Source organism: Amycolatopsis sp. cmx-4-83 (assembly GCF_046548815.1).
GTDB lineage: Bacteria > Actinomycetota > Actinomycetes > Mycobacteriales > Pseudonocardiaceae > Amycolatopsis > Amycolatopsis pretoriensis_A.
The window spans coordinates 36,862-59,095 of the sequence record NZ_JAEBEF010000002.1 but is presented as its reverse complement, the minus strand read 5'-3'; the positions used below and the strand labels follow the sequence as shown (position 1 = coordinate 59,095).

The following is a 22,234-nucleotide window of genomic DNA, read 5'->3' as shown; positions in this document are numbered from 1 at the left end:
ACTACTGCCCCGCCTTGAACTCTGCCGGCACCGGCGCGGTCGGCTCGAACTGGTCGTGCACCTTGACCCAGGTGCCGTCCGCGATGACCTTCTTCAGGCCGTCGTTGATCTTGCCGATCAGGTCGGTGTTGCCCTTCTTGAAGGCGAACCCGTGCGGGATGGTCGTGGTGATCGCCTTGGTCACCTTGAGCTTCGCGTCGGCGTTGTTCTTCGCGTAGTCCTCGGCCGTGGCCTGGTCGAACACCGCGCCGTCGATCGCGCCGGTCTTGAGGGCGTTGAGGGTGGCCGCGTCGTTCGGGAAGCGGACGGCCTGCGCGGTCGGTGCGTTCGAGCCGAGCCAGGTGTCGGAGACCGTGCCCTGGACGACGCCGATCCGCTTGCCCGCCAACGAGTTCTCGTCGGTGATGCCGGCGGTCTCCTTGGCCTCGATGCCGAGGGACTGGTAGTTGTACGGCGCGGAGAAGTCGACGGTCTTCTTGCGGGCGTCGGTCTGGGAGATCGCCGAGCTGCCGATGTCGAAGGTGCCGTTCGCGACCTGGCCGAGCAGCGCCGAGAACTCCGTCGCGGCGAACTCCAGCTTCAGGCCCTCCTTGGCCGCGATGGCCTTGAGCAGCTCGTTGTCGAAGCCGGTGTAGTTGCCGTTCTCCTGGTAGGCGTTCGGCTTCGAGTCGCTCAGTGTGCCGACCCGGAGGGTCTTGCCGTCGCCGCCATCCGAGCCGCCGCACGCGGTGAGCGCCGCCAGCAAGGTCGCGGTGAGCGCCGTGACCAGTGACTTCTTCATGCTTCTCCTAACCCTGGAACCCGGCCGGCACCGGAGCGGTCGGCAGGAACTGCTGGTGCAGCTTAAGCCAGGTCCCGTCGGAGATCACCTGCTTGAGCCCGTCGTCGACCTTCTTGAGCAGATCGGCGTTGCCCTTCTTGACGGCGAAGCCGTGCGGCACGTCGGTGTCGAAGCTCTTCACGACGACGAGCTTGGCGTCGGCGTTGTCGGTGACGTTCTTCTCCGCGATGCTCTGGTCGAGGATGTACGCGTCGACCGAGCCGGTCTTCAACGCGGTCAGCGCGGCGGCGTAGTCGGGGAAGCGCACGGCCTGCGCGGTCGGAACGGTGCTGGTCAGCCAGTGGTCGCCAACGGTCGCCTGGATGACGGCGACCCGCTTGCCCGCCAAGCCCTTCTCGTCGGTCACCGGGGTGCCCTGCTTGGCCTGGATGCTCATCGTTTCGAAGTCGTAGGCCGCGGAGAAGTCGACCGTCTTCTTGCGCTCGTCGGTCTGCGCGATCGCCGAGCTGGCGATGTCGAAGCGGCCGGACGCGACCTGCCCGAGCAGCGCCGAGAAGTCGGTCGCGGCGAACTCCAGCTTCAGGTTCTGCTTGACCGCGATGGCCTTGAGCAGCTCGTTGTCGAAGCCGGTGTAGTTGCCGTCCTTCAAGTAGATGTTGGGCGGCGCGTCGCTCAGCGTCCCGACGCGCAACGTCGAGGAAGCGCTCTCGGAACCCCCGCCGCACGCGGTGAGCGTGAGGGCCGCGGCCAGCACGGTGACGATCAGCTTCTTCATGTCACGCACCCACGTTCTTGACCGGCAGCCCGGGGCCGCCCTGCTGGAGTTCCTTCGACAGCGGCGTGTTCTTGTAGAACTGCCCGTAGATCCGGGCGACCGTACCGTCGGCGACGGCTTTCCGCAGCCCGTCGTTGAGCTTGTTCAGCAGATCGGTGTTCGTCTTGGCGACGGCGAACGCCGACGGGGTGTCCTTGTCCTCGACCGTGTAGCCGAGCTCCAGCGGCACGCCCGGGTTCTGGTCCAGGTACTTCTGCCCGATGTCCTGCGGCACGACCCAGCCGTCGAGGGTGCCGTTCTTCAGCTGCGCGAAGCCCGCGTTGTAGTCGGGGAAGCGGACGACCTGCGCACCGGCGGTCTTGCCGGCGAGCTCGTCCTGCACCGAACCCTGGACCACGCCGAGGCGCTTGCCCGACAGCGCGGCGACGTCCTTGAGGTTGGCGCCCTTAGCCGTGACGACGGTGGTGAAGCCGGTGTTGTAGCCGTTGGAGAAGGCGACCGTCTTCTTGCGCGCCTCGGTGCTCGAGATCGTCGAGCTGCCGATGTCGAACTTCCCGGTCGCGACGCCGGCCAGCAGGCTGGAGAACTCGGTGCCGACGAACTCGACCTCGAAGCCCTCACGCTTGGCGATGTCGCGCAGCAGTTCGTTGTCGTAGCCGGTGAACCGGCCGTTCTCCAGGTAGATGGACGGCGGGGCGTCGCTGAGCGTCCCGACGCGCAGGGTGGTCGTCCCCGCGTCGGAACCACCGCAGGCGGCGAGGGTCAACGTCAGCGCGCCCGCGGTCAGGGCGGCGGCGATCTTGGACAGCGTGGATCTCATCGCTTCTTCCATGGTGAGGACCGGCGCTTCGCAGCGCCGGCGTGGGTCAGCGATCGAGATTAGGGATTTCGCCCGTTCGAGTGGATTCGTTCCATTCTGTGGACGGGTGCGTCAGCTCACAAGATCGGCTGCGGCGCGTAGCCCGCCGCTTCGGGGAACCGCTCGAGCAGCTGCGTGACGCGCTCGGCCACCTGTGCCACCTGGCGCCCGGCCGTCCCGGTGAACGAGATCCGGTCGGCGAGGAGTTTGTCCAGCTCACCGCGGTCGAGCGGGATGCGCTCGTCCGCGGCGAAGCGGTCGAGGAGGTCGTTGTCGGCGCGGCCTTCGCGCATCTCGAGCGCGACGGCGACCGCGTGCTCCTTGATCGCTTCGTGGGCCGTCTCACGTCCGACGCCGCCGCGGACCGCCGCCATCAGCACCTTCGTCGTGGTCAGGAACGGCAGGTAGCGATCCAGCTCACGCTCGATCACCGCCGGGAAGGCGCCGAACTCGGTGAGCACCGTGAGGAACGTCTCGAGCAGGCCGTCGAGCGCGAAGAACGCGTCCGGCAGCGCCACGCGGCGGACGACCGAGTCGGAGACGTCGCCCTCGTTCCACTGGTCGCCGGCCAGCTCGCCGATCATCGACAGGTAGCCGCGCAGCACGACGGCGAGGCCGTTCACGCGCTCGCACGAGCGGGTGTTCATCTTGTGCGGCATGGCCGACGAGCCGACCTGGCCGGGCTTGAAGCCCTCGGTGACCAGCTCGTGGCCCGCCATCAGCCGGATCGTCTTGGCCAGGCTGGACGGCGCCGCGGCGAGCTGGACCACGGTGGACAGCACGTCGAAGTCGAGCGAGCGCGGGTAGACCTGGCCGACGCTGGTGAACCGGCGGTTGAAGCCGAGGTGCTGCATCACGCGGTCTTCGAGCTGGTCCAAAGTGGACTCGTCGCCGAGCAGGTCGAGCATGTCCTGCGCGGTGCCGACCGGGCCCTTGATGCCGCGCAGCGGGTACCGCTCGATGAGGTTGTCGAGCCGCTCGAAGGCGACCAGCAGCTCGTCGGCCGTGGTCGCGAACCGCTTGCCCAGCGTGGTGGCCTGCGCGGCGACGTTGTGCGAGCGCCCGGCCATGACGGTGTCCGCGTGCTCGACGGCCAGCGCGGCCAGCCGCGCCAGCACCGCGGCGACGCGCGCGCGGACCAGCTCGAGCGAACGGAGCAGCTGCAGCTGCTCGACGTTCTCGGTGAGGTCGCGCGAGGTCATGCCCTTGTGGACGTGTTCCTGGCCGGCGAGATCGCTGAACTCCTCGATCCGCGCCTTGACGTCGTGGCGGGTGACGCGCTCCCGCTCGGCGATCGAGTCCAGGTCAACGGTGTCGACGACCCGCTCGTACGCCTCGACCACGCCGTCCGGCACCTCGACGCCGAGGTCCTTCTGCGCCTTGAGCACGGCGAGCCAGAGCTGCCGCTCCAGCACGACTTTCTGCTCCGGCGACCAGAGCGAGACCAGCTCCGCCGAGGCGTAGCGGGCGGCGAGCACGTTCGGAATGCGGGGCTTGTCCGTCACGCCCTCACGATACCTGTGCAGGTCAGGGACATCGACGCGCCCGGGTCCAGCGTGGTCAGCGGGCCGAGCACCTCCAGCTCGACGATCCGCGCGGGCGGGTCCAGGTCGCCCAGCTCCGCGAGCGGCGAGGGCAGCGGGTGCTCCAGCCAGATCTCCAGCGGCGAGCCTCGGTCCGGGTACTCGCCCGCCGGATCCACCGCGAAGGAGAGCGTCAGCGCGCCGTACGTCACCCAGCCCGCCGAGCCCGGCACGCCCAGCTTGCCGACGACGTCCTGGGGCGGGACGACCAGCCGGTCACCGTCCACTGTGTACTCCGGGAGGCCCGTGCCCGCCACCAGCGCGACGACCTCGGGCGTCCGGAGCCCGGCGGTGACCGCGCCGCCGCCCGGGAGCTGGGTCACGTTCCACAGCGCCCAGCGCACCGGCCGCCCGGACACGTTCTCCGCGCGCAGGTCCAGCCGGTAGCCGTCGTCGAGGATCGTGATCGCGCGCGTGAACCGAAGGCCGGTGCGCGGGTCCGGCGCGCTGGTCATGGTGGCCGTGTCGCCGTCGAGGACCAGGGCGTACGGGCCGGAGTCGAGGACCGGGTCGGGCGGCCCGGGCCACTGGTCCGGACCAGCCCAGCCCTGCGGTGCGGGCCACGTCTTGTCGCCGCCGTAGTTGACCCAGTCGCCCATCCGGCCGGCGTTCGGGGCGTACTCGCCGCGCAGGTCGTCGTCGAGCAGCGCCGGGTTGCGCCAGAGCAGTTCGGCGCCGCGGTGGCGCACCGACAGGAGCCGGCCGCCCAGCTCCGGGACCAGGCCGAGCCGCAGATCGCCGCGCTCGAGCCAGGTCACCATTCGGCGAGGCTCCCGTCGTCGTGGCGCCACACCGGCGAGCGCCACGCGTGCCCGGTTTCGTCGGCGCGGCGGACGGCTTCTTCGTCGACCTCGATGCCGAGACCGGGCTTCGGCGGCCGGCTCGCGTAGCCGTCCTGGAAAGCGAAGAGCGACGCGTCCACGAGGTACTGGTGTTCGCGGCCTTCGTGGTAGTGCATGCCCACGCTTTGTTCCTGGATCAGGAAGTTCGGCGTCGCGAACGCCACCTGCAGCGACGCCGCCAGCGAGATCGGGCCGAGCGGGCAGTGCGGCGCGAGCGAAGCGCCGTACACCTCCGCGAGCGCGCCGATCCGCCGCAGCTCGGAGATGCCGCCCGCGTGCGAGGGGTCCGGCTGGACCACGGCGACGCCGGCGTCGAGCACCGGCTTGAACTCCCAGCGCGAGTAGAGCCGTTCGCCGACCGCGATGGGCACGGTGGACGCCTCGACGACCGAGCGCAGCGCGCCGCCCTGGGTCTCCGGCAGGATCGGCTCCTCGACGAACATCGGCTGGACGTCTTCGAGCAGCTTGACCAGCCGCCGGGCCATCGCGGGCGAGACGCGGCCGTGGAAGTCGATCGCGAGGTCGCGGTGCGGGCCGAGCACCTCCCGCGCCTCCCACGCGCGCGCCACGGCGGCGTCGGCTTCGGCGGGGGACGCGATCGCCGCCAGCGGGCCGGCGACGTTCATCTTCACCGCGGTGAACCCGGCTTCGACCTGCGCGGACACGGCTTCGCGGATGCCGGACGGCCGGTCGCCGCCGACCCAGCTGTAGACGCGGACGCGGTCGCGGACCGGGCCGCCGAGCAGCTCGTGCACCGGCGCGTCGCGGACCTTGCCCGCGATGTCCCACAGCGCGTGGTCGTAGCCGGCCAGCGCGCTGGAGAGCACCGGCCCGCCGCGGTAGAAGCCGCCGCGGCGCAGCACCTGCCAGTGGTCCTCGATGCGCAGCGGGTCCTGGCCGATCAGCAGCTCGGACAGCTCGTGCACGGCCGCGCGTACGGTCTCCGCGCGGCCCTCGACCACGGGCTCGCCCCAGCCGCAGACGCCCTCGTCCGTGCTGAGCTTGAGGAACAGCCAGCGCGGCGCGACCAGAAACGTTTCAACCCCGGTGATCTTCACCCGTGTCCCCCATCTACGCGGAATCCTTGGCGGCGGACCAGCCGCCGTCGACGGTCAGCTCGGCGCCGGTGACGAACGACGCGGCGGCCGAGAGCAGGAAGGCGATCACGTTCGCCACTTCGGCCGGGTCGCCGAGGCGGCCCGCCGGCGTCGCCAGTGCGCTGCGTTCGCGGTCTTCCGGCGAGATGCGGTCCCAGGCTTCGGTGCGGACCGGTCCGGGCAGCACGGAGTTGACGCGCACGTCGGGGGCGTATTCCACGGCCAGCTGGCGGGCCAGCGCGACGAGCGCGCCCTTGCTCGCGGCGTACGCGGGGTGACCCGGCAGCCCGAAGTGCGCGTGCACCGAGGAGACCAGCACGACCGCGCCACGCCGTTCCCGCAGCGACGGCAAGCAGGCCTTCAGGCCGAGGTAGGTCCCGGTCAGGTTGACGTCGAGCTGCCGCTGCCACTCGGCGCGGTCGATCTCGTGCAGCGGCCCGGTGCTGGGGACGTAGGCGTTGCTGACCAGGGCGTCCACCTCACCGATGGCGGCCCAGGTCGTTTCGTCGGTGACGCTGCCCCGGATCGGGACGACGCCGTCGGGGAGTTCGGCGATGTCCACGCCCAGCACGCGGTAGCCGTCTTCCAGGAGCTTCCGGGCGGTCGCTTTCCCGATCCCGGACGCCGCTCCCGTCACCACCGCCGTGCGCGTGGACATCGCCTACCCCTTCGTCAGAACTTCGCTACGTGGACATGGTCGTCCGGACCGCGCGCCGCGAACCACAGCGACGCGCCGTCGGATGCCGCGCCCAGGGTGCCCACGATGCTCCCGCTCGGGTACTCCGGCCGGTTGAACCAGCCGGCCCAGGAGCCGGACCACGTGTCGGCCCACAGCGAGTAGTCGCTCGCGGACGCGGTGAGCGCGACCTTCGCACCGACCGCGACCAGCGTCGGGCTGCTGCTGACCGTGCCGCCGAGGGACGTCCAGTCCGACCAGGTGTCGCCGGTCCTGGTGCGGGCCCAGACGCTGTCGTCGGCGGTCCGGACGGCGACGACCGTGCCGCTGGTGGCCGTCGCGGCGCCGGGCCGGCCGTAGATCGGCTTGCCACCGGGTGCGCCGAGACCGGACCACTGACCGGCACCGGTCCGCTGCCAGACCTGGCCGTCGGCACCGCGCACGAAGACCGTTCCGTCGCCGGTGACGGACGGCGAATCGGTGAGCGTCCCGCCGAGCCGCTTCCAGTCGCCCCACTTCGTCGTGAAGCTGCGCTGGTAGAGGGCGTTGTCGAGACCACGGGCGTAGACGTCGATGCCCTTGGTGGTCGCGACCGCGGCCGGCTGGCCGAGGAACTTCCCGCCGACCCGGCGCGGCCCGTCGAGGCCGGTCTGCTGGAGGTTCCCGGCGCGGTCGCGGAAGAACGTGACGGTCTTCCCGCCGGCGCGGACCACCGCGGGACTGGCCGACGCGGGCCCGGCGACGTCGTCGCCCGGGACGAGGTCGGTGCCGTGCAGGCGGAGGAACGCCGTCCCGTGCGCGGGCACGGTGACCGAGTACGCCCCGGTGGCGCTGCCGCGGTCGGCGCGGGCGCGGAGATCGCGAACGGACACCCGCCCCTTCAGGCCTGCGTCGGCGAAGTCCAGCGTCATCTGCGTCGGAGTCTCACCGCGGTTGAGCAGCACGACCGCGCGGTCGCCGGTGCGGGAGAGGACCTTGCTGTAGGTGTCGGTGGTGCCGGTCGTCGCGACGCGGACGCCCTGGGTGCCGAGGCGGTCCTGGTTGACCCCGACGATCTCCGGGTTCTTCAACGTCTTCAGCATCGACGCGGGCAGCGTGCGCGGGTCGGAGCCGAGGATCAGCGGGGAGGCCATCTCCGCCCACATGACGAACTGGGTGGTCGACTCCTCCTCGTTCAGCTCGTAGGTGCCCTGCTCGGTCTTGCGCATCGGGATGAGGTAGTCGGGGTCGTTGTAGTGGCCCGGCCCGTTCGCCTCGGGGTGCGCGGCGTTGGCGTCCATGTTGCGCAGGACGTCTTTCCAGATGCCCTCGTACGGCGTGCCGAACGCGATGTCGGTGCTGGTGCGCCAGGAGTCGGCGACGAGCGGGCCGTAGCTGTAGGCGATGCCGGCGACCTGGTCCGGGCCGTGCGGCACGCCCCACTCGTCGGTGACCGGGTTGCAGATGTTCAGCACCATCGGGCGGCCCGCCTTGGCGAGGGCCTTGCTGAACTGCGTGAACGCGTCGGCGGGCTTGAGGTTCTGGGCGATGCCGCAGAGGAAGTCGACCTTGACGGCGTCGAACTTCCAGCTCGCGAAGCGCTTGGTGTCCTGCTCGTAGTACCCGCCGGAGCCGGCCGCGCAGTTCTTGCCGTCGGAGGCGCCCGCGTCGGTGTAGATGCCGGCCTCGAGACCCTTGCCGTGCAGGTAGCCGACCAAAGTGGACAGTCCACTGGGGAACTTGGCGGGGTCCTCGTGGAGGTTGCCGGCCTGGTCACGGGGATCGGGCGCGGTCCAGCCGCCGTCGATCCAGACGTAGCGGTAGCCGGCGTCGCGCAGGCCGCTGGAGACGAGGAAGTCCGCGACGGACTTGACCGACGCCTCGCTGGGCGCGCCGAGGCCGTAGTAGGTGTTCCAGCCCATGTACGGGGTCTTCGCGACGCCGCTGTCGTAGTAGTCGGGAGCGCCTTGATCTGCCGCCGGGGTCGCGTAAGCGGGTACCGCCGTGAGGGTGGCGGCGACCGCGGCGGCCACCGCGAGGGTTCTCTTCAGGAGCATGTGCCGGACGCCTTTCTCCGGTGAACTGCGAGCCGGGAGCAGCATGCCGGGACGCGTCGGGACACGTCAAGAATAAATCCTAAATTAAGATTTCACGGGGTAGGCTCGGGTGATGAGCTATCGATGGGAGATCACCGCGAACGCACTGCGCCAGGGCGTCGTCGGGATCGTGCGCACGCGTGACGCGGAGTCGGCGGTCGCCGCGGCCCGCGCAGTGCTGGAGGCCGGGCTGCGGTCGGTCGAACTGCCGCTCACCAACCCGGGCGCGCTGGACGCGATCTCGGGTCTCTCGGCGGCCTACCCGGACGCGACGATCGGCGCCGGCACCGTCCTCGACGAGGCTTCGGCGGTGCTCGCGATCCGCGCGGGGGCGCGGTTCCTGGTGTCGCCGTCGGTGGACGCGGCGGTGATCCGCACCGCTCACCGGTACGGCGCGGCGGCCTTCCCCGGCGCCGGTTCGGTGACCGAAATCGTGCGCGCGCTGGAGGAAGGCGCCGACGCGGTGAAGGTGTTCCCGGCTTCCGCGCTGACGCCGTCGTGGATCTCCGACGTGCGGGCCGCGCTGCCGCAGGCGCCGCTGGTACCCACCGGCGGCATCGCGCCGGAAGACGTGCCAGGCTGGCTCTCGGCGGGTGCGGTGGCGTGCGGGGTCGGTTCGGCGCTGACCCGCGGCACCGCGGCGGAGATCGCCGTCCGGGTCGAGACGCTGTTGAGGAGCGCGCATGGCTGAACTGGTCTTCGTCGGGTGCTACACCGGGGAAGCGGGGAACGGCACGGGGATCACGACGTTCTCCCGGTCCGCCTCCGGTTCGCTGACGGAAGTGGCTTCGCTGCCACTGGAGTGTCCTTCGTGGCTGGTCCGGCACCCGTCGCTGCCGGTGCTGTACGCGGTGAACGAGACCGCGACCGGGTCCGTGACGGCGTTGTCCTTCGACGCTTCCGGCTCGTTGTCCGTGCTGGGCACCCTGGAGACGGGCGGCGCGCACCCGTGCCACCTGGCGGTGACCCCGGACGGCCGGTTCCTGCTGTGCGCCAACTACACCGGCGGCAGCCTCGCGGTGTTCTCGCTGTCGTCGTCCGGTGCGCTGGAATCCCGGACCGCGCTGGCGCAGCATTCCGGCAGCGGACCGCACACCGACCGCCAGGAGGCGGCACACGTCCACATGGCGGTCCCCGGCCCGGGCATCGTGAGCGCGGTCGACCTGGGAACGGACGAAATCCGCAGCTACACTTTGGGACCGTCCGGCGAGTTGGCGCCGCTGGCGGTGTCCTCGCTGCCGCCGGGTACGGGCCCGCGCCAGCTGGTCCGCCGGCCGGGGACGGACCTCGCGTACGTCGTCGGGGAGCTGGCCGGAACGCTCGTGACGGTCCGGGAGACGTCCCCGGGCGCGTTTTCGGTGGTCGCTTCGACGGCGTCCACGGTGACCCCGCCGTCGGTGCCGAACCTGGTGGCGCACGTGGAGCTGACGGGAACGCGCTTGTACCTGTCGAACCGCGGCCCGGACTGCGTGACGGAGTTCGCCCTTGACGAGGCAGCCGCGGTGGCGGACCAGCCGTGCGGCGCGAACCCGCGGCACTTCGCTTTGGTGGACGGGACCTGTTACGTGGCGGCGCAGTCGGAGGACGCGATCACGGCGTTCACGCTGACCGCGTCCGGGGAGTCGGAACTGCGGTACTACCCGACGGGGTCGCCGACGTTCGTGCTGCCGGTTTCCCTGCCCTGACGGTGCAGGACCACGACGTCGGCGTCGTGGTCCGCCGTCCAGTCGAACGGGAGGCCCGCGTACTTCAGGTGCGCACCCGAGTACCGGGCCCCTTCCCCGTCCACGTAGGACGAATCCGGGTGCACGTCGAGGCGCACTCGCGACGAGCGGCCCGGTACCAGCGGTGCGCCCGTCAGCTCGCCGGTGTTCCACGCCAGCACCACCACGGTGTCGCCGTCTTCGGCGGTGTATTGGATCGCGCCCTCCCGGACCCGGGCGACGCCTTGGTGGATGACGTCGCGGACCGACTTGTACAGCGCCACCAGTGAGGCCGCTTCCGCGTGCCGGGCAGGCGTCCACCGCGAAAGGTCCGCGCCGATTCCCAGCACGCCCGCCATCGCCGTCACGAAGCGGAAGCGCAACGAACGCGGGCGCGGGTCGAACACGCCCGGGGAATCCGTCACCCAGGAACTCATCAGGTGCGGTGCGTGCATCAGCAGGAAGCCGTCCTGGATCGCGAGGCGGTCCAACGGCCCGGTGTTGTCGCTCGGCCAGACCACGTCCGCGCGGGCCACCGTCGCCAGGTCGGTCCGGCCGCCGCCGCCCGCGCACGCCTCCACCGTCACGTGCGGGTGGAACACGCGCAGGTGGTCCAGCACCGACAGGTACCCGGCCACGTGCTCGGCGTCCAGGTCCGCTGCCGGGGCACCCGGGCGGCCGCGTTCGGTCGGGGGGCGGTTCATGTCCCACTTCAGGTACGAGATCGGGTACGTCGTCAGCAAGGAGTCCAGAGTTAACTTGATGAACTCCACCACCGGCGGCAGGCCCAGGTCCAGCAGCAGCTGGTTCCGGATCAACGTCAGCGGGCGGCCGTCGATGCGGTACACCCAATCCGGGTGCGACGCGTACAGCTGCGACTTCGGGCTGACCGCCTCCGGCTCGACCCACAGCCCGAACTCCAGGCCCAGCTCCCGCACCGAGTCGACGAACTCGCCGAACGTCGGCTCCGCCGGCGTCCAGTCGCCCAGACCGCCCGTGTCGTCGTCGCGGCCCACGAACCAGCCGTCGTCCACCACGAACAGCTCGACACCCAGGTCCGCCGCCCGCTTCGCCAGCTCCAGCTGGTGCGCGCCACGGACGTCGAAGCCGGTCGCCTCCCACGAGTTGTACAACACCGGACGCGGCCGCTGCCACCGCGGACCCGCCAGGACGCGGTCGTGTTCGTGCCACACCGACGCCAGTCCCGCCAGTCCGTCCACACTGGACGCCAGAGCGACGCGCGGGGTTACCAGGGTGGCACCCGGCGCCAAGAGAACAGGGCCCGGCGAAGGCAGCCGCCCGGCCCGGACGCGGGTCAGGCCCGACGGCTCGACGTCCGCCTCGATCGACCACGAACCCGGCCACTCCAGCGAGACGCCGAAAGCGGGCCCACCGGACATGTCCTGCACCGCCAGCCACGGCACGTGCGTGTGACCCGGGACGCCGAAGCGGCTTTCCATCCGGAAGCCGCCCGCGGGCAGGTCCAGCGAGCGGCGGGTGAACTCCTGCGACCACTGCCCGGTCAAGTACGTCAGCCGGGCGCCGGACACCGTCGGCACGCAGACGCCCGCCGAGCCGAGCCGGTCGAACTCCAAAGTGGACGATCCCGTGTTCTCGAATTCGACCCAGCGCGTCAGGACGTCGGTCTCGGGCACCGGGTGGTAGCACAGCGCCGCACGCAACCCGACTACTTCGTCCACAAAGGTCAGTCGCAGGTCGGCGCCCGAAGACGCCGAATCGAACCGCCACCAGGAACCGCCGCGCACCGAGACGTCCGCGCCGGAAAACGGGCGCAGGCCCAGCGGGGCGTATTCCACCGGCGCCGCGTCGGCTTCGGTGATGAAGTGCACCTCGCCGCGGTTGGCGAACACCGACGGCCCGTCCTCGACACCCGAAGGTCCCCACGCGACGAGTTCCGCCCAGCGCCGGGACGGATCCAGCGCCACGGTGTACGAGGTGGTCGCGAGCCGAACCGTCCACGTCACTTGATCGCCCCGATCGCCAGCCCCGAAATGAAGTGCTTCTGGAACCGCAGGAACACGGCCACGGTCGGGACGGCCGCGATGACCGAACCCGCCGCGATCACGTTCCAGTCGGACACGTACTGCCCCTGCAGGCCGAGCAGCGCCGGCGTCACCGGCATCACGGTCCCGGTGCGCAGCACGGTGATCGACCACAGCAGGTCGTTGAACGTCCAGGTGAACGCCAGCGCGCCGAGCGCGGCCAGCGCCGGGCGGGTCATCGGCAGGATGATCCGCCAGAAGATCTGGACGACGCCGGCGCCGTCGATCAGCGCGGCCTGCTGGACCTCGTCCGGGATGGACCGCATGAAACCCTGCAGCACGAACGTGTAGAAGCCCAGCCCGAAGCCGACCTGCACGACGATCAGCGCGGTCAGCGTGTCGTAGATGCCGAGCAGCTCGGCCAGCTTCGCCACCGGCACCAGCAGGATCTGCGGCGGCAGCAGGTTGCCGGACAGCATCACCAGGATCAACGTGCGGCGGAACGGGATCGCGTACCGGCTCAGCGCGAACGCCGCCGCCGAGCTCAGCAGCAGCGCGAGCAGCACCGTCGGGACGGTCACCAGCAGGCTGTTCAGCATCGCGTGCCCGCCGCCGCCCTCACCCCACGCCTGGCCGAAGCCGTCGAGCGAGAACGACGACGGGAGCGCGCCGAGGCCGTTCGCCGCGATGTCCGAAAAGGACCGGACGCTCGTGGTCAGCACGAGCAGGATCGGCAGCAGCCACAGCACCGAGAGGCCGCCGGCGAGCAGGTGGAAGCCGAAGGTCCGCGTCTTCACGAGTCCTCCCGGAAGGCCCGCACGAGGTAGGTCACGATCACGCCGAACGCCAGCACGAAGATCACCACGGCCAGCGCGGACGCGTAGCCGAGCCGCAGCGACTGGAACGCCGTCGCGTACATGTACGTGCTGAGCAGCTCGGACGAGTGGTACGGGCCGCCCTTCGTCATCGACCAGACGACGTCGAAGGAGCGCAGCGAGTCGATGATGATCACCGACAGGACCACGGAGTTGACGCTGCGCAGCTGCGGCCACGTCACGCTGCGGAACTGCTGCCACGCGGTGGCACCGTCCAGTTTGGCCGCTTCGTAAAGCACCGGGTCGATGCCCTTGAGCCCGGCCAGGTACAGGACCATCACGTACCCGAGCTGCCGCCACAGCGCCGGGACGAGCACCGCGTACAGCGCGGTCTTCGGGTCGGCCAGCCACGAGTGCTGCCAGCTCTCCAGCCCGATGGCGCCGAGCACGTTGTTGAAGACGCCGTCCGGCTGGTAGACCACCTGCCAGATCAGCGACGTCGCGACCAGCGAGAACACCACCGGCGTGAACAGCGCGGCCCGGTAGAACCCGACGCCGCGCCGCTCGCGCTGGAGCAACGTCGCCAGCGCGAGACCGCCGGCCGCCGAGAGGCCACCGAAGAGCACCAGCCAGATCACCGTGTCCAGCGCGGCGGTCTTGAAGATGTCGTCGGAGAACATCTCGGCGAAGTTCCGCAAACCCACGAACGACGGCGCCGAGACGCCGTCCCAGTCCGTCAGGGCCAGGTAAAACCCCTGCAGCGCGGGCCAGAACACCCAGAACCCCTCGACCAGGAGGGGTACCAGGACGAACGCCAGCAGCGCGGGCGAGACGCGGCGACGGCGTTTCGGCTCCCGCGCCGCGGTCTTCGGCCGCTCGGCGGTCAGCACCGCCATGTCAGGACCGCCAGACCTTCTGCGCGGCGGTCTGCCAGTCGGCCAGGATCGAGTCGAGCTCGTTCGGCTTTTGGATGAACCGGATCAGCGCGGCGTCGGCGGTCGGCTGCAGCGCGTCGGAGGAGTCGCGGTTGAAGAACTGCGTGATCTCCTTGGCGTCGGCGAGCATCTTCCGTCCCTTTTGGACCAACGGTGTCCCGGTGTCCTTGGCCGACGGGTTGGTCGGCAGCACCGTGCCGGAGGAGTTCTTGATGTAGAGCTCCTGCGCCTCGGCCGTGGCGACGTAGGAGAACCACTCCTTGACCTCGGCGACGTGCGGCGTGCGCGCGCTGGCGAAGAAGCCGTCGGTCGGGCCTTCTTCGGCGACCGGCACGGCGGGGTCGAGGATCGGGAACTGGAAGAAGTCGAGGTCGTCGAGCGCGTCCTTCGGGGCGGCGTCGGCGAAGAACGTGCCGGTCAGCACCATGCCGGTGCGGCCCTGCAGCAGCACGGTGGTGGCGTCCTGGAACGCGATCGCGGTGCCGTTCGGGTCGAAGTACGGCAGGGCCTGGCGCCACGGGTCGAAGATCTTCTTGACGCGCGGGTCGTCGAAGCGCTGCTTGCCGGCCAGCAGCTCGCGGTGGAAGGGTGCGCCGTTGATCCGGATGTTCAGGTAGTCGAACCACGCCGACGCGGTCCACGGCGTGGTGCCACCGGCGCCGAGGCCGATCGGCGCGATTCCCTTGCCCTTCAAGGTTTCGCACAGCGCGAGGAACTCGGTCCAGGTCGTCGGCGGCCGCACACCCCACTTCGCGAAGTTGGACTTCCGGTAGAAGAAGCCCCACCAGTAGTAGGACGTCGGGATGAAGACCTGGTGGCCGGCGCCGTCGCCGGAGAGCGCGCGGAAGGCCGCGGTGTAGTCGCCCATGGTCTGCCAGACGTCGCCGACGTCGAGGAGCAGGCCCTTGCGCGCGTAGCCGGACAGCAGCGAGCCCGGGTACCACGTGAACGTGTCGGGCGGGGTGGCCGCGGTGAGGTAGCTGGGCAGCTGGGTGCGGAAGGTTTCCGACGCCACCGTGTTCACGGTCGCCGTCGCGCCGCCCTTGTCGCCGAACGCCTTGGCCAGCGCCTCGATCGCCTTCTTCGCCTCGGGCGAGGACAGGTTCGACTGGACGGTGACCGCGCCGGCGGCCTGCTTGACCGGGCCGCTGGAGGCGGAAGTGGCGCAGGCGGCGAGGAAGCTGCCCGAGCCGACGGCCCCCAGCCCGGCGAGGCTCGCGTTGCGCAGGAAACGACGGCGGGACAGGCCGGCACTCGTCATGTCGTGACCCCTTTGTCTTGGCGCGTGACTGCTGCCAAAGAGTGCAACCGGGCGCCGTCGCTGTCAAGATGTATTCATAATTTATGACGACTTCGGAGGCAGCGTAGGATGACCTTCCGCCAGTCCGCCAGCTGAGAGGGCCCTCCATTGACCGAACACCGGCCACGCGGGTTGCACGGCCAGACCGTGGAGGCACTGGCCAGCCGGATCCTCGCCGACGAGTGGGGCGAGGGCACCGTCCTCGACCTGCCCGGCCTTCGCGAAGAGCTCGACATCAGCCTGACCGCGCTGCGCGAAGCGCTCAAAGTGCTGGCCGCGAAGGGCATGATCGACGCCCGGCAGAAGCGCGGCACGTTCGTCCAGCCGCGCGAGAAGTGGAACATGCTCGACGCCGACGTCATGCGCTGGCAGACCGCGGCCGCCGACGACCCGGGCCTGCTCGACGAGCTCACCGAGGTCCGCGCGGTCGTGGAGCCGGCCGCGGCCCGGATCGCCGCCGGGCGCGCGTCGGAGGAAGACGTCGAGGGACTGCGGGAAGCGCTGGCGGACATGGCCGCGGCCACCGACCCGGAGGCGAGCGTCCAGGCCGACCTCGCCTTCCACCGGCGGCTGATGGCCGCCACCCACAACAACTTCCTGATGCGGATGGAGCGGGTGATCGCGATCGGGCTGGCCGAGCGCGACAAGCTGGTGCACGGCGCGTCGTCGGCGGAGGACCCGGTACCGAGCCACCGCAAGGTGTTGGACGCGATCGTCTCCGGCGACCCGGCCGCGGCGGAGCAGGCGATGCTGGCACTGGTCACCAAGTCCCGCGACGACCTGGAGAAGGCACAGCGCAAGTCGTGAGTGTTCAGGCGAGTGCGTTTTGGAGCATGCGGGCCGCGGCCGCGCGGGGTTCGGGGTCGATTTCGATCAGGGCGTTCACGACCGCGCCGTCGACCAGGGCGATCAGCCGCTCGAGTTCGGCGTCGGAGACCGGCGTGCCCGAGCGGGCGAAGATCTCCGTCAGCAGCTCGGTGAGCTGGGCCGACAGCGTCCGCATCAGCGGCCGCAGGTACGGGCGGCGGCCGGTCGCGACCAGCCGCTCGTACCGCAGGAGCACCGCTTCGGCGTCCGCCTCCGGGTCGCCGCTCTCCGGGCCCAGCAGCATCTCCAGCACCAGCTCGACCGTCGCCTGCACGCCGCGGTTGCGGGTCGCCAGCTCCTCCAGCCGCTGCCGGCCGGCCGCCAGCTCCGCGTTCGAGTGGTGCTCGACGGCCGCCGTGACCAGCTCCTCGAGCGAGTCGAAGTAGTACGTCGTCGACGCGAGCGGCAGGCCGGCCCGCTCGGCGACCGCCCGGTGCCGGACGGCGTCGAACCCGCCCTCGACGAGCAGCTTCGCGGCGGCCTCGACGAGCGCGGCGCGGCGTCGCTCCCCCTTCGGGGTGGTCGCTCCGGTCATGGCCGGTCATTCTGCCAACCGGGCGAACCCGGGTTCAGAAGCGGGGCGCGAGTGCGCGCGCGAACTGGTCCACTTGGCCCGCGTACGGCGCTGTTCCGCCGGCCGAAGGCACGCTGACCAGCAGGAGCTGTCCACCGGACGCCGTCGGGACCTGCGCCGTGACCGTGCCGGCGGGCTGGGACTTGAAGACCACCGGGAGACCCTTGGGGTACACCGCCGCGGCCACCTCGCCGCCCGGCACCGGGAACCCGGCGGAACGCGCCGCCGTCGAACAGGCGCCGCCCGGGGACGCCTGGGAAGTGGCGACGGGGACGGGGAGCTCGCCAGCGAGGGCGATGGCGAGCTCCCCGTCCACCAGTTCGCACCCGGAGGCGCCTTCGGCCAGATGGCCGGTCTTCCCGTCCCCGTCACCCCCCTGCTGGGGCGGCTGGGCCGGGAAGTTCGGTGACTCCCCACCGACTTGAGGACGCATCGAGCCGTCGCCGGGTTGCGCGGAGCCGGCATCCGATTGCGCCGACACGGCGTTGCCGTTCGCCGCGGTCATCTCCTTCGAAGTACCCCCGGAGAGCACTCCGTACGCACCGAACCCGACGACGACCAGTGCCGCGGCGCTCACCCCGGTCGTGATCCGGTTGCGGCGGCGCACGGTCTGGCGGCGGGATTCGCGGACGACGTCGTCCTGGGAGAACGTGGCCGCGGGTGCCTCCGGCGGCGCGGCGGAGAACAACGAGCGCAGCTCCTGCTCATCCATTGGTCTCCACCTCCCGTTCCAGCACCTGCTTGAGGTTCGCCAGCCCGCGTGCGGTCTGGCTCTTCACGTTGCCTTCGCTGCAGCCCAGCGCCTTCGCCGCGCTGGTGACGTCGAGCCCTTCGAAGTACCGCATGACCAGTACCGCCCGCTGCTTGGGCGGCACCTCCTTCAGCGCCGCGAGCAGGTCTTCCCTGGTCGCGACGAGGTCGTCGAGGCCCGGCGAGTCGTCGGCCGGTTCCGGCAGCGTCTCGGTCTGCCACTCGCGCCGCCACGGACGCCGCGATTCGTCGATCGACGCCCGCACGAGCGTCTTGCGGACGTACGCGTCGGTCGCCGCGCGATCCCTGATCTTCGTCCACCTCCGGTGCAGTGCGACGAACGCCGTCTGCGCGAGGTCGTCCGCCCGGTGCCAGTCGCCGCAGAGCATGTACGCGGTCCGGCGCACGGCGTCCCGCCTGGCGGCGAAGTACTCCGCGAACTCCTCCTCGTCGCGCTGGTCCACGCGCAGTCGTGCTCCGCTCTGTTGTCGTTCGCCCATGAGGACGGAATCAGGGGCGTCCACGGTTGCACGGACCGAGGGGGTTCGACCACCCGAGGGTTGATTGATCCCCGCGAGGTGGGTGTGATGTGATCGCTCCGTGACCTTCACCCTGCCGCCGCTGGACTTCCGCTCCGACACCGTCACCCGTCCGGATGAAACGATGCGCGCGGCGATGGCGTCGGCCGAGGTCGGCGACAACGTCCTCGAGCACGACCCGACGGTCGCCGCCCTGGAGGAACGGGCCGCGCACGTCCTGGGCATGGCGGCCGCGCTCTGGGTGCCGAGCGGGACGATGGCCAACCTGATCGCGCTGAGCCTGCACCTGCAGCGCGGCGACCGGTTCCTCGCCACTCGCGGCGCGCACGTGCTGTCCAACGAGCTGGGCTCGGCCGCCTGGCTGGCCGGCGGCATGCCGGACATCCTGGAGCACGACGGCGGCCCGGGCCGCCCTTCGCCTGACGCCCTCGCGGCCGCGATCGGACAACCCGGGCCGTACTTCACATTACGGACGTCACTGCTCTGCCTCGAGAACACCCACAACGCGGCCGGTGGCGCCGTGACCCCGCCGGACGAGCACGCGCAGCTGCTGTCCGTCGCGAAGGAAGCCGGCCTGGCCGTGCACCTCGACGGCGCCCGGCTCTGGCAGGCCGCGGTCGCGCTGGAGGTGCCGCCCGCCGCGCTGACCGTCGGCGTCGACACCGTGTCGGCCTGCTTCAGCAAAGGCCTCGGCGCGCCGGTCGGCTCGGTCGTCGCCGGCAGCACGGCGTTCGTGGAACGCGCCCGCCGGATGCGCCAGATGCTCGGCGGCGGCGTCCGGCAGGGCGGCATCCTGGCCGCGGCCTGCCTGGTCGCGCTGGACCGCGTCCCGGACCTGGCCGACTCGCACGAAAACGCCGCGCGCCTCGCCGACGGCCTGCGCGAGCACGGCTGGCCGACGAACACGCCGGACACCAACATCGTGCTGGCCGAGGTGCCCGACATCCCGACCGCGCTGGACTGGCTCGACTCGCTCGGGATCCGCGCGGTGCCGATGGCGGGCAAGGTCCGGTTCGTCACGCACCGGGACCTCAGCGCGACCGACGTCGAAGAAGCCCTGCGCCGGATCAAGACTGGCGCTTGACGCACTGGGGGACCCCGTGAACTGGATCGTGTTCGACTACGGCGACGTGCTGAGCAAGCCGAGCGCCGCCCGCCCCGACCTGGCCGCCGCGCTGGGCGCCCCGCTGCCGGAGTTCGAAAAGGCGTACTGGGACCTGCGGCTCCCGTACGACGCCGGCAGCACCCCGCTGGAGTACTGGCAGTCCGTCGGCGAGGCACTCGGCGTGCCGGTCGGCGAAGCGCTGTCGGCCGAGCTGACCCGCATCGACATCGACGGCTGGGGCTACCTGGAACCGTCGTCGGAAGCCCTGCTCGAGGCGCTTTCCGAAGCCGGCGCGGCGCTGGCGCTGCTCTCGAACGCGCCTTCGGTGTTCGGCGAATGGGCCCGCGCGCAGGACTGGATCCGGCACTTCCGCGTGACGCTGTTCTCGGGCGACGTCCGGTGCGTCAAGCCGGACGCGAAGATCTTCCGGCTGCTGCTCGACGAACTCGGCGCGGAGCCGGCGGACTGCCTGTTCTTCGACGACCGCGAGTCCAATGTGGACGGCGCACGGGCGGCCGGGCTGAAGGCCCAGCTGTGGAACGGCGCCGACGCGGCCAAGGCCTGGCTGGACTGACGGACTCACCCACCCCGCACGGCCGCCTACCCGCCGTGATCCCCGTGTCCTAGGCTGGGCGCGTCCACCGCCGACTTCCCCGGTAGGTACCCATGGCGACGAGCGAACGACCGTCGGCCCGCGTCGACTTCGACCGGCCGAGCCTCGCTCGTGTCCGGGACGCGTTGCTCGGCGGGCAGAACCACTACGAGGCCGACCGCGTCCTCCTGCGTGAGCTCCTGGACATCGCGCCGGCCGCCCCGGCGATGGCGCGCGAGACGCGGCAGTGGCTGGTCCGCGCCGTCCGGTACCTGACCGAGCGGCTCGGCGTCGACCAGTTCGTCGACCTGGGCTCGGGCTTCCCGACGGTGGAGAACACCCACCAGGTGGCGCAGAAGTACGACCCGGAAGCGCACGTCGTCTACGTCGACGACGACCCGGTTGTGGAGGCGCACGGACGGGCGTTGCTCGTCGACAACGACTTCACCCACATCTGCGGCACCGACCCGCTGAACCCCGGCGAGACACTCGCCGGGGTGGCCCGGTTCATCGACCTCGACCGGCCGGCCGGGCTCGTGCTGTGCGGGGTCGTCGACCACATCGCCGACCTCCAGCAGGCGCAGCAGGTGGTCAAGTCCTACGCCGGCGCGCTCGCCCCGGGCTCGTACCTGCTCCTGCTGCACCGCCACAACCCGCTCGACGCCACCGAAGCGGCCGTCGTCGCGGCCTCGCTGCAGGACCGGCTCGCCCGCGAGGGGCTCGACACGCGTTACCGCTCGCGTGCCGAGATCGCGTCCTTCTTCGACGGGCTCGAGCTGCTCGAACCCGGCCTGACCGAGCCACACCTGTGGTGGCCGGACGGGCCGCGCCTGGCGCCGCTGACGCCGGTCAACCGGACGGCGCTGGGCGGCGTGGCGCGGATCCCCTGAGTTCTCAGTAGCGGTTGATGCGCTTGCTGTCCTTGTTGCCGGTGATCGCCTTGTAGCCGGCCGCGCCGAGGAAGGCGATGCCGCCGATGATGGCGATCCACAGGACGGCCTTGAACACGAACCCGATCACGGCACCCAGCACCATGAACGCCACCCAGGCGACGATCAGGGCGCCGACGATCTTCCAGAACATGGTTCCTCCGCTGTGTCCCCGTGGCCCCACCGGCCCGGTCACTCCAATGTGCCATCCCCGGCGGGGAAACTCCCTCTCATCGCCCAACGTTCGGGGTTAAATCAGGGTTCCCCCTGGCCGAGCCACGCGCCGAGCCGCCGGACGCCTTCGTCGATGTCCTCGGCGCTGCCGGCGAAGGAGAACCGCACGTACTTGCCGCCGTCGACCGGGTCGAAGTCGACGCCGGGGGTGATCGCGAGGCCGGTGTCGGCGAGCAGCCGCTGGCACCAGCTCAGGCTGTCTCCGGTGTAAGCGCTGACGTCGGCGTACGCGTAGAAGGCGCCGTCCGCGGGCGCGAGCTCGGTCAGGCCGATGCGCCGCAGGCCGGCGAAGAGCCGGTCGCGGTTGGCGCGGTACCGCTCGACGTGCGCGTCGGCCTCCGCGTACGCCTCGGGCGTGAAGGCGGCCAGCGCCGCGTACTGCGAGACGGCGGGCGGGCAGATGGTGAAGTTGCCGGTCAGGACGTCGATCGCGCGGTGGAGGCGCTGCGGCGCGAGCAGCCACCCGAGCCGCCAGCCGGTCATCGCGAAGTACTTGGAGAAGCTGCCGAGCACGATCGGCTCGCGCCCGTACTGCCACGCGCAGTCGAGCTCGGCGCCGTAGGAGATGCCGTGGTAGATCTCGTCGCTGATCAGCTGCACGCCGTGCGACGCGCACCACCCGGTGATGGCGGCGAGCTCCCCGGGCGGCAGCACGGTCCCGGTCGGGTTGCTGGGGCTGGCGACGATCAGGCCATCGATCGGACCGAGCTCGTCGAGCAGGCCGGCGGTGGGCTGGAAGTTCGTCTCCGCGGTGGTGGCGAACTCGACGACCTCGCAGCCCAGGACGGAGAGCAGGTTGCGGTAGGCCGGGTAGCCGGGCCGCGCCATCGCGACCTTGGCGCCGGGGTCGAACGCGCTGAGGAAGGCGAGCAGGAAGCCCCCGGAGGACCCGGTGGTCAGGACGACGTCGTGCGCCTGGACGTCGACGTCGTACCGCTGCCGGTAGTGCCCGGCCACGGCCTCGCGCAGCTCGGGGATGCCGAGCTGTTCGGTGTAGCCGAGGGTGCTCTTCGCCAGCGCCTCCCGGGCCGCCTCGAGGACGGCCTTCGGCGCGGGCGCGGACGGCTGCCCGGCCGCGAGCGACACGAGGTCACCGTGACTCCGCTGCCGCGCACCGGCCGCGGAGAGGACGTCCATGACGTGGAAGGGCGGCACACCGGCCCGCAGCGCGGGACCGGCGAAGGCTCCGAGGTCGACCAT

At 71.0% G+C, this 22,234-nt stretch carries 23 protein-coding genes; 6 read left to right on the top strand and 17 right to left on the bottom strand.

The features are described 5' to 3' along the window. Position 1: 1 nt before the first annotated feature. From ACLJQM_RS05215 to ACLJQM_RS05180, 8 genes are all read right to left on the bottom strand, one after another. Positions 2–781: an ABC transporter substrate-binding protein gene (locus ACLJQM_RS05215; RefSeq protein WP_410630318.1), complete on the bottom strand. Its 780-nt coding sequence runs from the start codon at positions 779–781 to the stop codon at positions 2–4. Positions 782–788: 7 nt separating this feature from the next. Continuing rightward, a complete protein-coding gene (locus tag ACLJQM_RS05210; RefSeq protein ID WP_410630317.1) occupies positions 789–1,556 on the bottom strand; it encodes an ABC transporter substrate-binding protein in 768 nt (255 codons plus the stop codon). Between the two features lies 1 nt (position 1,557). Beyond that, positions 1,558–2,376: a substrate-binding periplasmic protein gene (locus tag ACLJQM_RS05205; protein ID WP_247016844.1), complete on the bottom strand. Its 819-nt coding sequence runs from the start codon at positions 2,374–2,376 to the stop codon at positions 1,558–1,560. Positions 2,377–2,492: 116 nt separating this feature from the next. Further along, positions 2,493–3,920 (bottom strand): adenylosuccinate lyase, encoded by a 1,428-nt coding sequence (gene purB / locus ACLJQM_RS05200; RefSeq protein ID WP_410630316.1) that lies wholly within the window; start codon positions 3,918–3,920, stop codon positions 2,493–2,495. Continuing rightward, the gene (locus ACLJQM_RS05195; RefSeq protein ID WP_410630315.1) at positions 3,917–4,759 is read right to left on the bottom strand and encodes a DUF4380 domain-containing protein; all 843 of its coding nucleotides are present in this window, start codon (positions 4,757–4,759) and stop codon (positions 3,917–3,919) included. The genes purB and ACLJQM_RS05195 overlap by 4 nt, the downstream gene beginning before the upstream one ends. After that, positions 4,753–5,898, bottom strand: coding sequence for a galactonate dehydratase (gene dgoD, locus ACLJQM_RS05190; RefSeq protein ID WP_410630314.1), 1,146 nt, complete (start codon positions 5,896–5,898; stop codon positions 4,753–4,755). The genes ACLJQM_RS05195 and dgoD overlap by 7 nt, the downstream gene beginning before the upstream one ends. A gap of 13 nt (positions 5,899–5,911) precedes the next feature. Then, the gene (locus ACLJQM_RS05185; RefSeq protein WP_410630313.1) at positions 5,912–6,595 is read right to left on the bottom strand and encodes an SDR family NAD(P)-dependent oxidoreductase; all 684 of its coding nucleotides are present in this window, start codon (positions 6,593–6,595) and stop codon (positions 5,912–5,914) included. A 14-nt stretch (positions 6,596–6,609) separates the two neighbouring features. After that, positions 6,610–8,649 (bottom strand): hypothetical protein, encoded by a 2,040-nt coding sequence (locus ACLJQM_RS05180; protein ID WP_410630312.1) that lies wholly within the window; start codon positions 8,647–8,649, stop codon positions 6,610–6,612. Between the two features lie 112 nt (positions 8,650–8,761). Between ACLJQM_RS05180 and ACLJQM_RS05175 the strand changes: the two genes are divergently transcribed. Together ACLJQM_RS05175 and ACLJQM_RS05170 are read left to right on the top strand one after the other, a co-directional pair. Then, complete coding sequence (locus tag ACLJQM_RS05175) at positions 8,762–9,379, top strand: bifunctional 4-hydroxy-2-oxoglutarate aldolase/2-dehydro-3-deoxy-phosphogluconate aldolase (protein WP_410630311.1); 618 nt, start codon at positions 8,762–8,764, stop codon at positions 9,377–9,379. Beyond that, positions 9,372–10,373 (top strand): lactonase family protein, encoded by a 1,002-nt coding sequence (locus ACLJQM_RS05170; RefSeq protein WP_410630310.1) that lies wholly within the window; start codon positions 9,372–9,374, stop codon positions 10,371–10,373. The genes ACLJQM_RS05175 and ACLJQM_RS05170 overlap by 8 nt, the downstream gene beginning before the upstream one ends. Here the strand turns inward: ACLJQM_RS05170 and ACLJQM_RS05165 are convergent. From ACLJQM_RS05165 to ACLJQM_RS05150, 4 genes are read right to left on the bottom strand one after another with little or no spacing between them, the layout of a single operon-like run. Next, entirely contained in the window at positions 10,325–12,376 is a 2,052-nt protein-coding gene (locus ACLJQM_RS05165; RefSeq protein ID WP_410630309.1) for an alpha-galactosidase, read from the bottom strand. The two genes, ACLJQM_RS05170 and ACLJQM_RS05165, sit on opposite strands and share 49 nt — an antisense overlap. Further along, entirely contained in the window at positions 12,373–13,191 is an 819-nt protein-coding gene (locus ACLJQM_RS05160; RefSeq protein WP_360779378.1) for a carbohydrate ABC transporter permease, read from the bottom strand. Before ACLJQM_RS05160 ends, ACLJQM_RS05165 begins: the two co-directional genes overlap by 4 nt. Then, positions 13,188–14,105, bottom strand: coding sequence for a carbohydrate ABC transporter permease (locus tag ACLJQM_RS05155; RefSeq protein WP_410630308.1), 918 nt, complete (start codon positions 14,103–14,105; stop codon positions 13,188–13,190). Before ACLJQM_RS05155 ends, ACLJQM_RS05160 begins: the two co-directional genes overlap by 4 nt. 1 nt (position 14,106) lies before the next feature. After that, a complete protein-coding gene (locus tag ACLJQM_RS05150; RefSeq protein WP_360779373.1) occupies positions 14,107–15,405 on the bottom strand; it encodes an ABC transporter substrate-binding protein in 1,299 nt (432 codons plus the stop codon). Positions 15,406–15,552: 147 nt separating this feature from the next. Here ACLJQM_RS05150 and ACLJQM_RS05145 point away from each other — a divergent pair, with 147 nt between their 5' ends. Beyond that, positions 15,553–16,251: a FadR/GntR family transcriptional regulator gene (locus ACLJQM_RS05145; RefSeq protein WP_247016822.1), complete on the top strand. Its 699-nt coding sequence runs from the start codon at positions 15,553–15,555 to the stop codon at positions 16,249–16,251. 4 nt (positions 16,252–16,255) lie between these two features. Here the strand turns inward: ACLJQM_RS05145 and ACLJQM_RS05140 are convergent, their stop codons facing one another. The 3 genes from ACLJQM_RS05140 to ACLJQM_RS05130 are packed head-to-tail and all read right to left on the bottom strand — an operon-like array spanning position 16,256 to position 18,099. Continuing rightward, positions 16,256–16,846, bottom strand: a complete 591-nt coding sequence (locus ACLJQM_RS05140) for a TetR/AcrR family transcriptional regulator (protein ID WP_247016820.1) — start codon at positions 16,844–16,846, stop codon at positions 16,256–16,258. A gap of 34 nt (positions 16,847–16,880) precedes the next feature. Further along, entirely contained in the window at positions 16,881–17,597 is a 717-nt protein-coding gene (locus ACLJQM_RS05135) for a hypothetical protein (protein WP_247016818.1), read from the bottom strand. Then, on the bottom strand, positions 17,590–18,099 hold the full coding sequence (locus ACLJQM_RS05130; protein ID WP_247016816.1) for a SigE family RNA polymerase sigma factor: 510 nt from the start codon (positions 18,097–18,099) through the stop codon (positions 17,590–17,592). Before ACLJQM_RS05130 ends, ACLJQM_RS05135 begins: the two co-directional genes overlap by 8 nt. A 136-nt stretch (positions 18,100–18,235) precedes the next feature. Here ACLJQM_RS05130 and ACLJQM_RS05125 point away from each other — a divergent pair, with 136 nt between their 5' ends. The 3 genes from ACLJQM_RS05125 (at position 18,236) to ACLJQM_RS05115 (ending at position 20,761) form a co-directional block, all read left to right on the top strand. After that, positions 18,236–19,258 carry a threonine aldolase family protein gene (locus ACLJQM_RS05125; protein WP_410630307.1) on the top strand — a complete coding sequence of 341 codons (1,023 nt, stop codon included), beginning with the start codon at positions 18,236–18,238 and terminating at the stop codon, positions 19,256–19,258. Positions 19,259–19,274: 16 nt separating this feature from the next. After that, the gene (locus ACLJQM_RS05120) at positions 19,275–19,853 is read left to right on the top strand and encodes an HAD family hydrolase (protein ID WP_410630306.1); all 579 of its coding nucleotides are present in this window, start codon (positions 19,275–19,277) and stop codon (positions 19,851–19,853) included. Between the two features lie 92 nt (positions 19,854–19,945). Continuing rightward, positions 19,946–20,761 carry an SAM-dependent methyltransferase gene (locus ACLJQM_RS05115; protein ID WP_360779363.1) on the top strand — a complete coding sequence of 272 codons (816 nt, stop codon included), beginning with the start codon at positions 19,946–19,948 and terminating at the stop codon, positions 20,759–20,761. Positions 20,762–20,765: 4 nt separating this feature from the next. On the opposite strand, the gene ACLJQM_RS05110 is transcribed toward ACLJQM_RS05115, so the two are convergent. Both ACLJQM_RS05110 and ACLJQM_RS05105 read right to left on the bottom strand, forming a co-directional pair. Then, a complete protein-coding gene (locus ACLJQM_RS05110) occupies positions 20,766–20,954 on the bottom strand; it encodes a hypothetical protein (protein ID WP_247016808.1) in 189 nt (62 codons plus the stop codon). A 101-nt stretch (positions 20,955–21,055) separates the two neighbouring features. Then, positions 21,056–22,234 carry a pyridoxal phosphate-dependent aminotransferase gene (locus ACLJQM_RS05105; protein ID WP_410630305.1) on the bottom strand — a complete coding sequence of 393 codons (1,179 nt, stop codon included), beginning with the start codon at positions 22,232–22,234 and terminating at the stop codon, positions 21,056–21,058.